Annotated in this window: 14 protein-coding genes; 7 read left to right on the plus strand and 7 right to left on the minus strand. The window is 67.2% G+C overall.

The features are described 5' to 3' along the window. The first annotated feature begins 16 nt into the window (after positions 1-16). The 5 genes from HNP48_RS10780 (at position 17) to HNP48_RS10800 (ending at position 5,264) form a co-directional block, all read left to right on the plus strand. Complete coding sequence (locus tag HNP48_RS10780; protein ID WP_184856907.1) at positions 17-853, plus strand: ABC transporter ATP-binding protein; 837 nt, start codon at positions 17-19, stop codon at positions 851-853. Then, positions 850-1,743: an ABC transporter permease gene (locus HNP48_RS10785; RefSeq protein ID WP_409362543.1), complete on the plus strand. Its 894-nt coding sequence runs from the start codon at positions 850-852 to the stop codon at positions 1,741-1,743. The genes HNP48_RS10780 and HNP48_RS10785 overlap by 4 nt, the downstream gene beginning before the upstream one ends. 104 nt (positions 1,744-1,847) lie before the next feature. Beyond that, positions 1,848-3,215: an FAD-binding oxidoreductase gene (locus HNP48_RS10790; RefSeq protein WP_184856908.1), complete on the plus strand. Its 1,368-nt coding sequence runs from the start codon at positions 1,848-1,850 to the stop codon at positions 3,213-3,215. Positions 3,216-3,275: 60 nt separating this feature from the next. Then, positions 3,276-4,121, plus strand: a complete 846-nt coding sequence (locus HNP48_RS10795) for an urease accessory protein UreD (protein WP_184856909.1) — start codon at positions 3,276-3,278, stop codon at positions 4,119-4,121. 33 nt (positions 4,122-4,154) lie between these two features. Continuing rightward, a complete protein-coding gene (locus HNP48_RS10800) occupies positions 4,155-5,264 on the plus strand; it encodes a M14 family metallopeptidase (protein WP_184856910.1) in 1,110 nt (369 codons plus the stop codon). Between the two features lie 36 nt (positions 5,265-5,300). Here HNP48_RS10800 and HNP48_RS10805 read toward each other — a convergent pair whose 3' ends face one another. The 3 genes from HNP48_RS10805 to HNP48_RS10815 form a co-directional block, all read right to left on the minus strand. Further along, the gene (locus HNP48_RS10805) at positions 5,301-5,693 is read right to left on the minus strand and encodes a VOC family protein (RefSeq protein ID WP_184856911.1); all 393 of its coding nucleotides are present in this window, start codon (positions 5,691-5,693) and stop codon (positions 5,301-5,303) included. Positions 5,694-5,738: 45 nt separating this feature from the next. After that, a complete protein-coding gene (locus HNP48_RS10810; protein WP_221480164.1) occupies positions 5,739-6,044 on the minus strand; it encodes a hypothetical protein in 306 nt (101 codons plus the stop codon). Positions 6,045-6,289: 245 nt separating this feature from the next. Then, the gene (locus HNP48_RS10815) at positions 6,290-7,042 is read right to left on the minus strand and encodes an SDR family NAD(P)-dependent oxidoreductase (protein WP_184856912.1); all 753 of its coding nucleotides are present in this window, start codon (positions 7,040-7,042) and stop codon (positions 6,290-6,292) included. Between the two features lie 141 nt (positions 7,043-7,183). Between HNP48_RS10815 and HNP48_RS10820 the strand changes: the two genes are divergently transcribed. Further along, positions 7,184-8,107 carry an AraC family transcriptional regulator gene (locus HNP48_RS10820; protein WP_184856913.1) on the plus strand — a complete coding sequence of 308 codons (924 nt, stop codon included), beginning with the start codon at positions 7,184-7,186 and terminating at the stop codon, positions 8,105-8,107. 11 nt (positions 8,108-8,118) lie between these two features. On the opposite strand, the gene HNP48_RS10825 is transcribed toward HNP48_RS10820, so the two are convergent. The 3 genes from HNP48_RS10825 to HNP48_RS10835 all read right to left on the minus strand — a co-directional run bounded on the left by HNP48_RS10825 (position 8,119) and on the right by HNP48_RS10835 (position 11,408). Continuing rightward, the gene (locus HNP48_RS10825; protein ID WP_184856914.1) at positions 8,119-8,634 is read right to left on the minus strand and encodes a GAF domain-containing protein; all 516 of its coding nucleotides are present in this window, start codon (positions 8,632-8,634) and stop codon (positions 8,119-8,121) included. A gap of 156 nt (positions 8,635-8,790) precedes the next feature. Next, on the minus strand, positions 8,791-10,035 hold the full coding sequence (gene alaC, locus HNP48_RS10830) for an alanine transaminase (RefSeq protein ID WP_184856915.1): 1,245 nt from the start codon (positions 10,033-10,035) through the stop codon (positions 8,791-8,793). 134 nt (positions 10,036-10,169) lie between these two features. After that, on the minus strand, positions 10,170-11,408 hold the full coding sequence (locus HNP48_RS10835) for an MFS transporter (protein WP_184856916.1): 1,239 nt from the start codon (positions 11,406-11,408) through the stop codon (positions 10,170-10,172). A 204-nt stretch (positions 11,409-11,612) separates the two neighbouring features. Between HNP48_RS10835 and HNP48_RS10840 the strand changes: the two genes are divergently transcribed. Next, positions 11,613-12,338, plus strand: a complete 726-nt coding sequence (locus tag HNP48_RS10840) for a haloacid dehalogenase type II (RefSeq protein ID WP_184856917.1) — start codon at positions 11,613-11,615, stop codon at positions 12,336-12,338. Between the two features lie 4 nt (positions 12,339-12,342). On the opposite strand, the gene HNP48_RS10845 is transcribed toward HNP48_RS10840, so the two are convergent. Then, positions 12,343-13,431, minus strand: coding sequence for an adenylate/guanylate cyclase domain-containing protein (locus HNP48_RS10845; protein WP_184856918.1), 1,089 nt, complete (start codon positions 13,429-13,431; stop codon positions 12,343-12,345). Between the last annotated feature and the right edge of the window lie 153 nt (positions 13,432-13,584).

Here is a 13,584-nt window from a genome sequence, read left to right on the forward strand (position 1 = left end):
TCGAAAGGCGCGCACGATGACAACCACCGCCCCCGCTGACTCCCCCACGCTGGCACCCGCACCGCGCAGCATCCCTGCCGTGCAGGTGCTGTCGGCCGAGAAGACCTACCCCAATGGCACGCAGGCCCTGCTGCCGGTGGACCTGACCATCGAGGAGGGTGAGTTCGTCACCCTGCTCGGCCCCTCGGGCTGTGGCAAGAGCACCTTGCTCAAGATGGTGGCCGGTCTGCTGGAGCCCACCGACGGCCGGCTGCAGCTGTGGCACAAGCCCGTGGCCCAGCTGGAGGAAAGCGGCAAGAAGATGGCCTTTGTCTTCCAGTCGCCCACGCTCATGCCCTGGGCCAGCGTGCAGACCAATGTGCGCCTGCCGCTGGACCTGGCCGGTGTGCCGCGCCAGGAGGCCGATGCCCGCGTGGCCGAGGCCCTGGCCCTGGTGGGTCTGTCGAAGTTTGCCAATGCACTGCCGCGCGCTCTGTCGGGCGGCATGCAGATGCGCGTGTCGATTGCGCGCGGCCTGGTCACCCAGCCCGACCTGCTGCTGATGGACGAGCCTTTCGGCGCGCTGGACGAAATCACGCGCCACAAGCTCGACGCGGACCTGCTGGACCTGTGGCGCAAGAAGAAGCTCACGGTGATCTTTGTGACGCATTCGATCCACGAGGCGGTGTTCCTGTCCAGCCGCGTGGTGATGATGGCCGCACGCCCCGGCCGCGTGGTGGAAGAGTTCCACATTGACGCGCCCTACCCGCGCACGGCGGACTTCATGGTCTCGCCCGAATTCAGCCTCTATGCCAAGCAGCTGCAGGACAGCCTGCTGCGCGCCAGCGCCGACACCGAGGAGACCGCAGCATGAGCACACCCTACCCGACTGCCCCCGCAGCTTCCGCTGCCGCGCCAGCGGAGCGCAGTGCGCCTGCCCGCGCCCCCGCCAAGCCCGCAGCGCCGCGCGTGCCGCTGATGGCCCAGCCGCGCGTGCAGCGCGTGGTCTACCCCGTGCTGGTGGGCCTGGTGCTCATCGCGCTGTGGCAGGGCCTGGTCACGGCGATGGAGCTGCCGCCCTACCTGGTGCCCTCGCCCCTGCTCATGCTCAAAACGCTGGTCACCGACTGGGCGGCCCTGGGTGGATCGCTGTGGGTCACCGTCAAGATCACCGTACTGGCCTTTGCGGTGGCCACAGTGGCAGGCGTGCTGATCTCGTTCCTGTTCGTGCAGAGCAAGCGCATTGAAACCGCCCTGTTCCCCTATGCCGTGCTGCTGCAGGTCACGCCCATCGTGGCGGTGGCGCCGCTCATCATCATCTGGGTGAAGGACCCGACGGCGTCGATGGTGATCTGCGCCGCGCTGGTGGCGCTGTTCCCCATCATCAGCAACACCACGCTGGGCCTGCGCAGCGTGGAGCCGGACCTGCAGAGCTACTTCAAGCTCAACCGCGCCACGCGCATGCAGACCCTGCTGCGCCTGCGCATACCGAGCGCCCTGCCGTACTTCTTTGGTGGGCTGCGCATATCGAGCGGGCTGGCGCTGATCGGTGCCGTGGTGGCCGAGTTCGTGGCCGGCACGGGCGGCCAGGGCGCGGGGCTGGCCTACCAGATCCTGCAGGCGGGATTTCAGCTCAACATTCCGCGCATGTTCGCTGCGCTGCTGCTGATCTCGCTCACGGGTGTCGCCCTCTTCGTGCTGATGGCCTGGCTGACACGCCTCGCGCTGGGTAGTTGGCACGCCAGCGAAAACTCACAGGACTAAGCCCCTACTTCATAGCCACCACGCCGCGCATTTGCGCGCGGTGCAGGCCCCCCTTTGCCCAACCGGGCCGACTGATCGATTGACTGATCCAGGAGAGACACACCATGAACGCACCGACCACCACCGCCCAGCAACTGCCCGATCTGCTGCCCGGCCTGGACTGGATTGCCGACCCGCTGCGCGTGGGCCGCCTGTCGCAGGACTTTGCCTGGTTCAGCCCCGTGCTCAAGCGCGACCTGGCCGGCAAGCGCGGCGACGTGGCCGTGCGCCCACGCACGGAAGACGAGATCCGCCAGGTGGTGGCCGCCTGCGCCAAGGCGCAGATCCCCCTCACCGTGCGCGGCAGCGGCACCGGCAACTACGGGCAGAGCACGCCGCTGCATGGCGGGGTGATCCTGGACCTGTCGGGCTACAACGGCTTTGGCTGGGTGCGTGGCGGCGTGGGCCGGGCGCAGGCGGGCATCCGCCTGTCGGACTTCGACGCGCAGGCCAAGCCCCTGGGGCAGGAGCTGCGCTGGCTGCCGTCCACCTACCGCAGCGCCACCTTGGGCGGCTTGTTCGGCGGCGGCTTTGGCGGGGCCGGCTCCATCAACCACGGGCCGCTGGCGGCGCCGGGCAATGTGCTGGCCGTGCGCGCCATGACCGTGGAGCCCGAGCCCCAGGTCATCGAGCTGCGCGGCCCCGAAGCCATGCTGCTGCACCACACCTATGGCACCAACGGCATCGTGCTGGAGCTGGAGGTGGCCCTGACCCCCGCCGTGGCGTGGACGGAATGCATCGTGAGCTTCACCGAATTCGACGCTGCGCTGGAGTTTGCCGACCGCTTCGGCGCCGCGCCGGGGCTGGAGAAGAAGGAGGTGTGCTTTCTCGCCGCGCCGATCCCGGCCTACTTCACCAGCCTGGCCGAGCACCTGCCTGCGGGCTGCCACGCGGTGATGCTGCTGGTGGCCCCGCATTCCGAAGACGGCATGCGCGACATGGCCGCCAGGTATGGCGGCACCGTCAGCTACCGCAAGACGGCCGACGAGGTGGAAAAGAGCCACAAGAGCCTGCTCGAATACACCTGGAACCACACCACCCTGCATGCACTGAAGGTGGACAAGACGCTCACCTACATCCAGAGCGGCTTCAACCCCGCGACGCGGCTGGAGCAGGTCAAGGCGCTGGAAAAGGCGCTGGGCGGCGAGGTGATGATGCACCTGGAGTTCTTGCGCACCAAGGAAGGCGCCTTCAATTGCAGCGGGCTGCAGCTGATCCGCTACAGCACCGAGGAGCGGCTCAACCAGATCATGCAGATCTACCGCGACCACGGCGTGCAGATCAACAACCCGCATGTCTACATCGTGGAAGACGGCAAGCAGAACAACCTGGACCCCGCGGTGGTCAGCACCAAGCAGCGCTTCGACCCGCAGGGCCTGCTCAACCCGGGCAAGCTGCGCAGTTGGGTGCCGCCGGTGGCCAAAGCCGCCTGACGCCTGATGCGGCAGGGGCATTGGCATAATCAGCTATTCATTTCGTAGCAGATCAAACCGATGTCCTGGCACGCGCGCCTGCAGCTCGACTACACCGTTGAAGGCCCTTCTCCCAACGTCCGCACCGTGGCGCGGTACGAGCACAACGGCCCGCTGCGCATTCTGCAAAGCCTGTACCCCGAGGGCGACGCCATCTGCCACAACGTGCTGGTGCACCCGCCCGGCGGCCTGGTGGGCGGCGACACCCTGGACATCACCGCCACCGTGGGCCCGGGCGCGCACGGCCTGGTGACCACGCCGGGCGCGACGCGCTTTTACCGCTCCACCGGCCCGCTGGCGCTGCAGCGCAGCCACCTCACGCTGGCCGAGGGCGCGCGCATGGAATGGCTGCCGCTGGAGGCCCTGTGCTACAGCGCCTGCAATGCCGAGAACCACCTCACCATCGACCTGGCCCCCGGCGCCGAATGCATGGGCTGGGACGTGACCGCCCTGGGCCTGCCCCATGCCGAGCAGCCCTTTGTGCAGGGCCGCTTCGTGCAGCACCTCACTGTGCCCGGCCTGTGGCTGGAGCGCGGCGTGATCGACGCGGCCGACGAGCGCCTGCTGCACAGCCCCCTGGGCCTGGCCGGCCAGCGCTGCATGGCCAGCATGTTCTTTGCCGCCGGCAGCGCGCTGGAGCGCAACCGCCGCGACGCCGCACTGGACGTGGCGCGCGCGGTGGTGGAGCAGCACCCGCAGGTGGCGGCCACCGCCGGCGCCACCAGCCCCAACGACCGCATGGTGGTGCTGCGCGTGCTGGCCCCGCAGGTGGAACCCGCGATGAAGCTGCTCAAGGCCGTGCGCGTGGCCTGGCGCGAGCAGCTGTGGGCGCTGCAGGGAGAGGCACCGCGCATCTGGGCAATGTAGCCCTCAACACACCTTTGACTGGAGCCCTTCGCCATGCCCATCCCCCAACGCAGCGCCGCCACGCGGTATTTCTCGGGCACCTATGCCGAAGCCCGCGCCAAGTTCCTCGACGCGGCCGCACACAGCGGCGCCGCGGTCGAGTCCTTTGTGCTCCCGGGGCACCGCGGCGCACTCGGCGAAGCGCTGGCCACCGATGTGGCGCTGCTCGGCGCACTCGACGCGAAAAAGATCCTGCTCGTCACTTCGGGCACGCACGGGCCCGAAGGCTTCAGCGGATCGGGCACACAGATCGCCACACTGCACGATGCCGACCTGCTGGCACGCATTGAGCAGGCCGGCGTGGCGCTGCTGCTGGTGCATGCGGTCAACCCGCACGGGTTCTCGCACCTGCACCGCACGAACGAAGACAACATCGACCTGAACCGCAACCACATCGACTTCGGCGCACCTCTGCCGGTGAACGCGGCGTATGCCGAGGTCGAGCCCCTGGTGCTGCCCGCCACCTGGCCGCCCACGCCTGCCGACGACGCGGCGCTGGCCGCCTACGTTGAAAAGCACGGCATGCCCGCCTTCCGCAATGCCGTCTTCAAAGGGCAGTACACCTCGCCCGATGGCCTGTTCTACGGCGGCACCGCGCCCTCGTGGAGCAACCAGACCATCCGCGCCATCCTGCGCAAGTACACGGCATCGGCCACGCACCTGGGCTGGGTCGATGTGCACACCGGCCTGGGCCCCTATGGCCACGGCGAAAAGATCTACCCGGGCCGCAACACGCCCGAAGACCTGGCGCTCGCGCAATCCTGGTGGGGCGCCGACGTGTTCTCACCGTTCTCCGGCGATTCGGCCTCGGCCAATGTGTCGGGCCCGGTGGTCTCCACCGCCTACGACGAATGCCCGAAGAACGCCCGCATCGCGCTCATGGGCCTGGAGTTCGGCACGGTGCCCGAACCCGAGATGCTGTACCGCCTGCGCGCAGACACCTGGCTGCGCCGCCACCCCGATGCTCCGGCAGCGCAGCGACGCGAGATCCGCGCCCAGCTGCGCGATGCGTTCTATTGCGACAACGAGGAATGGAAAGGCATGCTGCTGGGGCAGACACGGGTGGTGCTGTTGCAGACGCTGCAGGGGTTGCGCAAGGCCTGAGGCGCCTGGAGTCCCCAAGGCGAAGCCGCAGCTGCTCTACGGCTGCGCCTGGCACACCACTTCCACATTGACACCGTCCGGGTCCAGAACATAGGCGGCATAGTAGTGATCGTGGTAACGCGTTCGGATTCCCGGCGCTCCGTTGTCCACGCCTCCAGACGCCAGGGCGGCATTCCAGAAGGCGTCCACCAGTGCCCTGGTCGCCGCTGAGAAGGCTACATGCAACCCCTGGCTGGCTTGCGCGCCATCGTGTATCCACAAGGTTGGATAGCCGTTAACTCCCAGGCCGTGGCGCGCGCCCTTGCCGGTCTTGGACGCATCGACGGAGACCACAAGGCCGATGCCCAAGGGCTGGAGCGCCGCCTCGTAGAACTTGCACGAGACGGCTGAGTCGCTTACGGCGAACTCGACGTGATCCAAAATTGCCATGAAATCTCCTTGAAATGCAGTGCAAGTGATCCTGCTTCGCAGCGGTTAGCCGCAGCGATGCCGACAGACCTGGATAGTCCAGTCCACGGTCGACTGGTCGATGGCCGCGTGGACGGGGGAGTCGGCCAGTTCGGTCAAGATGCCTGCGGCGGCACGTTCCCCATCTCTCACGGACTTCCAAAGCAGCATGTCGATCACCCAGCCATCGCGGCCTTCGCAGATGCGCCGAAGGATGAAGCCGGGCTGCTTCTGGAGCCAGGCATCCACATCGGCGTTGGCGGCAATGAAGTCCTTGATCGTCAGTCCCTTCGCCAACTGGAAGGTCGTCATCTCCATGGCTTCATCCATCATGGCGGGCACCTTTCGTGGCCAATGCGTGTCCGTGCTGCCAGCTCCTGTGGACAAACTCCAGGCCGTAGCCGCCAGGGCCCAGAACATTCGCGGAGCAGAAGCGCGGGGCGCAGTGCAGGCGCGGCGCGGGGGCGCCGTTGTCCACGGCACCGACGTGCACAGCGCGCGTATCCACCTCGCCCCGCTGAAGCCAGAAATACATCCGATCTGCGCGGCATGCCATGGCGACGCGTCCCTTGCGGTGCTCAGACGACATAGCCACCAGACACCTCGATATCCTGCGCGTTAATCCAGCCGCCGTCCTCAGTCAGCAGCGAAGCGATCACGCGTGCGACCTCTTGCGGCTCTCCGACACGGCCCAGTGCCGTCTGAGACGACAGAAGGGCCTCGAACTCTTCATTCAGGCCACCGCCCAGGTCGGTGCGGATGGGGCCAGGGGAGACCGAGTTGACACGGATGCCGCGCTCGCCGAATTCCTTGGCCATGTAACGGGTCAGCACCTGAAGGCCACCCTTGAAGGACGCATAGGGAGCCACACCGGCCGTCGCGATGCGTGTCGTCGCGCTGGTCAGGTTGACGATGGCCGAACCTGACTGCAACAGGGGGAGCAGCGCCTGCGTCAGGAAGAACGGCCCTTTGAGGTGCACGTTGAACAGTCCGTCGAACTGGGCTTCGGTGACGGATTCAATGGCCTGGAACAGGCCATGGCCGGCGTTGTTCACCAAGCCATCCAGGCCCGATGTATTCCAGGTTGCTGCCAGCGCCCGCTCGACGTCAGCGCGAAAGCCCGGGAAGGTCTGTACGGCGCCGACATCCAGAGGCAAGGCGACCGCTCTGCCGCCCAGGCTCTCTATCTGGCCCACCACCGCGCGGGCAGCATCCGGATGGGTGTTGTAGGTCAGGATGACGCCGAGACCGCGGCGCGCCGCTTCCAGGGCGGTGCTGGCGCCGATGCCGCGGCTTGCGCCGGTGATGACGATGACTTTGCTGGGGTTCATTGGAGGCTCTTCAACAGGGTTGGTTGGGATGCCTCAACGATAGGGAAACCGTGCTTTGGCGTCGCAGCGTTTCCTGCCTCAAACCTGCCCAATCCTGCTTTCCTGCTGGAAGCGACCGCCCGCGCACGGTCTAATGCAGTGATGAACGAGCCATTGAATGAGCTGCGCGCGCTCGCCGCGCGCGCGGAGAACCGACGCACCGAGACAGGCATTCCGCGCGTTTTCATGGTGCAGGGAGCGATCCCCGAACACGAGCTTGCCGGGGTCTACGAGCCCATGGTCAACCTCATCCTGCGGGGAGGAAAATCCATGACCGTAGGAGAGCAGACCCTGCACTACGACCCCGCCACCTACTTTGTGATGTCGGTCGACCTGCCTGCGGCAGGTGTGGTGAAGCCCGACGCCGACGGATCGCCTTATCTGGCCATCGCACTGACGCTGGACGCGTCCCTCCTGGTCGAGCTGCTTTCGGCACTGCCCCCTGGTACCGAGCATGCACCCCAGGACCGCGCGTTCTCCGTGGCCGCCATCACGCCCCCACTGCTGGACGCCTGGGTCCGAATGCTGAGGCTGCTGGACCAACCGCAGGATGTGCCGGCGCTGGCACCCGCCTATGAGCGGGAAATACTCTACCGCGTGCTCCAGGGGCCGATGGGCTGGATGCTGCGCCACATCGCGACCCCCGACACCGCGCTGGCGCGGGTCAATCGAATCATCCAGCGCATCCGGCGTGACTTCGCGTTGCCGCTGCCGATCGAGGAGCTTGCGAACGACGCTGCCATGAGCGTGTCGGCGTTTCATCGCCACTTCAAAGCGGTCACCACGCTCAGTCCATTGCAGTACCAAAAGCAGCTGCGCCTGTTGCAGGCGCGCAAGCTGCTGGTTGCCTCGGGCACGAGCGTTACCGCCGTGGCCCACGAGGTAGGCTATGAAAGCTCCACGCAATTCAGCCGTGAGTACGGCAGGGCGTTTGGCTTGCCACCCGCCAAGGATGCCGCGCGCATCGCGGCAAGCATGAAATCACGCGCACAAGCGCATGGGGACGAAAATGCCAACGCCCCTTGAAATCCGGAGCCTCAGCCCGCCGACTCCACCGGCTTGGCCGACAGCTTCTCCGACAGCAGATTCGCCGTATAGCGCAGCCGGTCGATGTCGGCCTCGGGCTGCAGGCCCCGGCTGAAGCAGCACAGCGTGCCATAGACCTTGCCGTCGGCCAGGCGCACGGGGGTGCTCAGGTGGGTGCCGATGGTAAAGCCGGGGTCGGGGGCCTTGCCGGATTGGACGTAGGGGGCAGCGTCTTCCATCTTCTCAGGCAGGCGGCCTTCCACGACGCGCTGGCACCAGCTTTCTTCCACGGGGTCGGACATGCCGGCCTCCAGCAAAGGGAAATCGGGTGCGTTGTCCACGGCCATGAAGGTGCGGCGGCCATCGGCGATCTGCGAGACGAAGGCCACATCCATGCCCAGGCGCTTGCGCAGCAGCTGCAGGACAGCCGGCACCACGGGTGGAAGTTCGTGGTCGGCGGAGTCGCTGGTGGCGACCAGCAGCTCGGTGATGGTGACGTCGAGGTCGTCAGGGTTGTAATCCAGCATGTGCATGCTCCGAAGTCTAAGCGCCCGGTATGAAGCCCTGGCTACAGAGGGTAAGCAGATGTGTGAATTTCATATCGAATTCACTGCAGGAAAGCAAGTTTTATTTGGCAGGGGTGCGGTGAACCCATGGCACCGCACTCCTCTCTACTGAGGAGCTCAGCCCGCCGTTGCCGCGGCGGCTGGCGAGGCCGCCGGCACCTTCAGCAACCCATCGGCCTTGAACATCGCCCGAATGCCGCGCACGGCCTGGCGGATGCGGGCCTCGTTCTCGATGAGGGCGAAGCGCACGTACTCGTCGCCCTGGTCGCCGAAGCCGATGCCGGGCGACACGCAGACCTTGGCCTTGTCGAGCAGCTGGCGCGCGAATTCGAGCGAGCCCAGGGCGCGGTAGGGTTCGGGGATGCGGGCCCAGATGTACATGCTGGCCCGGGGGCAGTCCACGGCCCAACCCGACTCGGTGAGGCCCTTGTACAGCACATCGCGGCGGCGCTGGTACTGGGCGGCGATGTCCTTCACGCACTGCTGGTCGCCCTCCAGCGCGGCGATGGCCGCGACCTGCAGGGGCGTGAAGGTGCCGTAGTCGTGGTAGCTCTTGATGCGTGCGAGCGCGGCCACGAGGTCGGGGTTGCCCACCATGAAGCCCACGCGCCAGCCGGCCATGTTGTAGCTCTTGGAGAGGGTGAAGAACTCCACCGCCACATCCTTGGCACCGGGCACTTCCATGATGCTCGGGGCCCGGTAGCCGTCGTACACGATGTCGGCATACGCCAGGTCGTGCACCACCAGAATGTCGTGCTTCTTGGCCAGGGCGATGACGCGTTCGAAGAACGACAGTTCCACGCACTGCGCGGTGGGGTTGCTGGGAAAGCCGAAGATCATCATCTTGGGCTTGGGGTAGCTGCCGCGGATGGCCTTTTCGAGCTCGGCAAAAAAGTCCACGTCGGGCGCCACGGGCACGCTGCGGATGTCGGCCCCGGCGATCACGGCGCCGTAGATGTGGATGGGGTAGCTCGGGTCGGGCACGAGCACGGTGTCGCCGCGGTCCAGCGTGGCCAGCATCAGGTGGGCCAGGCCCTCCTTGGAGCCGATGGTGACGATGGCCTCGGTATCGGGGTTGATGTCCACCGCATAGCGCTCCTGGTACCAGTGGCTGATGGCACGGCGCAGGCGTGGAATGCCCTTGCTGGCAGAGTAGCCGTGGGTGTCAGGGCGCTGGGCCACCTCGGTGAGCTTGGCCACGATGTGCGGCGGGGTCGCACCATCGGGGTTGCCCATGCTCATGTCGATGATGTCTTCGCCACGGCGGCGGGCGGCGAGTTTCAGCTCGGCCGTGATGTTGAAGACGTAGGGAGGAAGGCGATCGATGCGCGCAAAGCGGCGCTTGCCTGGAGAAGCAGACATGCTGGTGAACTTTCACGTAAGCGCCCGGAACCGTCCGAGCGACGTGGCCAACAATGGGGTTGGCCCGCGTTCACTGTAACGCAGAAAGCGCGGGGCGTTCTGCAGAGGGCGGCGCTGTCGCGCCGCCGCTACGCTCAGGCCTTGTGCAAGGCCGCTGCAGCAGCGCGTGTCGTGGCGCGCTCCGACGACATCGACCACGCAAAGATGCCCACGCCGCAGATGCCCAGCACCACGCCCACCCAGCCGGTGGACGTCCAGCCCAGGCCGGCCGCGATGGACACGCCGCCCAGCCACGCGCCCAGGGCATTGGCGGCATTGAAGGCCGAGTGGTTGAGCGCGGCGGCCAGGGTCTGGGCATCGCCGGCCACGTCCATCAGGCGGATCTGCAGCGCCGGGCCGATGGCGACCAGTGTGCCCAGGAAGAAGGTGGCCAGCGCCGCGCTGACGGGGTGGTGCGCGGCGGGCACAAACAGCGCCAGGGCCAGGATGGACCACAGCAGCACCTTGCCGATGGCAGGCATGAGGGCCTTGTCGGCCATGCGCGAACCGACGATGTTGCCCGCCACCATGCCCAGGCCGAAGAGCGACAGCACAAAGGGCATGAGCGCCGGCGGCATGCCGGCCACTTCGAGCAGCGTGGGCTTGATGTAGCTGAACACCGCGAACATGCCGCCGAAGCCGATGGCGCCGATGCCCAGGGTGAACCACACCTGCTTGCGCGCCAGGGCGCCCAGCTCGCGCAGCGGGCTGGCACCGTGCGATGCCGGCATGTCGGGCACCCACAGGCGCACCATGACCACGGCGGCCACGGCAATGAGCCCCACGAAGACAAAGGCCGCGCGCCAGCCGAAGTATTCACCCAGCGCGGCCGCGATGGGCACGCCCACCAGGGTGGCGGTGGTCAGCCCCAGCATGACCCAGCCCACGGCGCGCGCGCGCCGCCCGGGTGGTGCCAGGGACGCGGCCACCAGGGCGGCCACGCCGAAGTAGGTGCCGTGCGGCAGGCCGGTGAACAGGCGCATGGCGCTGAGCGACAGGTAGCCCGGCGCCACGGCCGATGCGAAATTGCCCAGCGCATACACCACCATCAGCGCCATGAGCAGCGCGCGCCGGCCCCAGTTGGCGCACAGCACGGCCAGCACCGGTGCGCCCACCACCACGCCCAGGGCGTAGGCGCTGATGACATGGCCAGCCTGCGGGATGCTCACACCGATATCGCGCGCCACTTCGGGCAGCAGGCCCATGATGACGAATTCGCCCGTGCCGATGGAAAAGCCGCCCACCCCCAGGGCCAGCACGGCGCGCACCAGGGTGCGGTCGTCGGTGGGGGTGTGGGCAATGGGCGACGGGGAGGACGGCAGGGGCGCGGTCATGGTGGCAACAGCAAACAACAGGGCAGCGCTGCACCGAACGCAATGGCGCGGCGCAGGAAACTCAGGAGGGGTTGGAGATGAAACGGAGTTACAGGGGTAAACCCGAATTCCGTAACCATAGCACGGCCCGGCAAAACGTGCTGGCGGCGCCTGCCGGCCCGGCCTGCTACGCTGGGGGTGTTTTCACCCGACCGAGGACAGCGCATGACCGGACCGAGCATTTCCGACGAACTTGCCAGCACCGTGAAGGTGCTGGCCTTCGACATCTTTGGCACCGTGGTGGACTGGCACGGCAGCATCGTGCGCGAGATGCAGGCGCTGTACCCGGCCATCGACGGCGATGCCTTCGCCATCGCCTGGCGCAGCGGCTACCAGCCGGCCATGGCGCGCGTGATGCACGGCGAGCAAGGCTGGACGCGCATCGACGAACTGCACCGCAGCATCCTCGACGAGATCCTGCCGCGCTTTGGCCTCTCGCACCTGACCGAGGCCGAGCGCTGGCACCTGAACCGCGTGTGGCACCGGCTGGACCCGTGGGCCGACAGCGTGGCCGGGCTCACTCGGCTGAAGACGAAGTTCACCCTCACCACACTGTCCAACGGCAACATCGGCCTGCTCACCAACATGGCCAAGCGCGCGGGCCTGCCGTGGGACTGCATCCTGAGCGCCGAGGTCTTCAAGGCCTACAAGCCCCACCCCGACACCTACCTGGGCGTGGCCCGCACCTTCGACCTGGAACCCGCCCAGGTGGCCCTGGTGGCCGCCCACCACGACGACCTGGCGGCGGCGCGCGGCTGCGGGCTGCGCACCATGTATGTGGAACGGCCACTGGAATATGGAGCGGCGCACCCCAAGGACATCTCGGCGCAGGCCGGCAATGACCTGCACAGCACGCGGCTGACGGACCTCGCAACCCAGCTGGGTTGCTGAAAACCTAGCGCGCCGCCACCAGCAGCTGTACGAACATCTGCACCTTGGCGTGGCACTCGGGGCTGATGGAGGTGAACTCCAGGCCCGCCAGCCACTGCCCGCCTTCGGGCTTCAAGGTAATGACGCGCGCGTAGACGTCGGTGGCGCGGTACTCGACCAGGGTCAGGTCGAATTCGAGCTTGATCTCGCTGTGCAGCGCGAGCGGCTCGGTCATCTCGACCAGCAGGCCGTGGTAGCCGATGTCGCGGATGGCGGTGTGCACGATCTGCGGCACGATGATCTTGTCCTGGATGCGCTGGCACAGGCAAGGCAGGCGCGTGTCCACGCGGTGGCTGCGGCGAAACTCCTGGCGCGGCACCTTGAGCTTGCGCGAGGGAATCGCCACCAGCTCGCGCAGGCCCACGGGTTGCTGGCGCCCTTTGACGTAGACCTGCATGGGCGCCGATGCCGACACCAGCCCCCAGCAGCGCTGGTAGGTGGCTTCGCTGATGAGCACCTGGCCGCGCAGGCTGAAGGCCTCGATGCGCGAGGCGAGGTTGACCTCTTCGCCGATCACCGTGTATTCGGAATACACATCGGAGCCGAAGCGCCCGGCCATCACGTTGCCGGTGTTCACGCCAATGCCCAGGAAGACCTCGGGCAGGCGCTCGCGCATGTGGGCCAGGTTGAGGTCGCGCATGGCCATCTGCATCTCGACGGCGCACATCAGCGCACGGTCGACATCGTCCTCGCGCGCCACCGGCGCGCCGAACAGCACCATGATGGAGTCGCCCATGAACTTGTCGATGGCCCCCTGGTGCTTGAAAACCACCTCGCTGAGCACAGACAGGCAGCGGTTGAGCGCGGCGATCACCACGCCCGCAGGCAGCGCGGCCGAGAGCGCCGTGAAACCGCGCAGGTCGGCCAGCAGGATGGTGACCTCGCGCGGGGCCGCCACCACGCTGTCGTCCGCGGGCACACCCTCGGGCCCGTCGGTGCCGCGCAGAATGGCGGCCATCTCGGCCGTAGCGGCTTCGCTGAGCGCGGCGCCCGTTTCGCGGGCAATCAAGGCTTGCAGGCGGCGCAGGGCATCGTGGTTGAATTCTTTGTGCATGGGCAACGGGCGGGGTTCCACTGGGGGCCGGGCGCTACCGGGCGCGCGGCAGGCCACTCCAGCCAGAATAGGCGCGGCCCGCAGGCCGGTCAAGCCGCCCCCGGGAAAACAACCACAACAGGGGAAAGCGCCCTATGGACACAGGGCGCCCGC

This window comes from Acidovorax soli (assembly GCF_014207955.1).
Lineage (GTDB): Bacteria > Pseudomonadota > Gammaproteobacteria > Burkholderiales > Burkholderiaceae_C > Acidovorax > Acidovorax soli_A.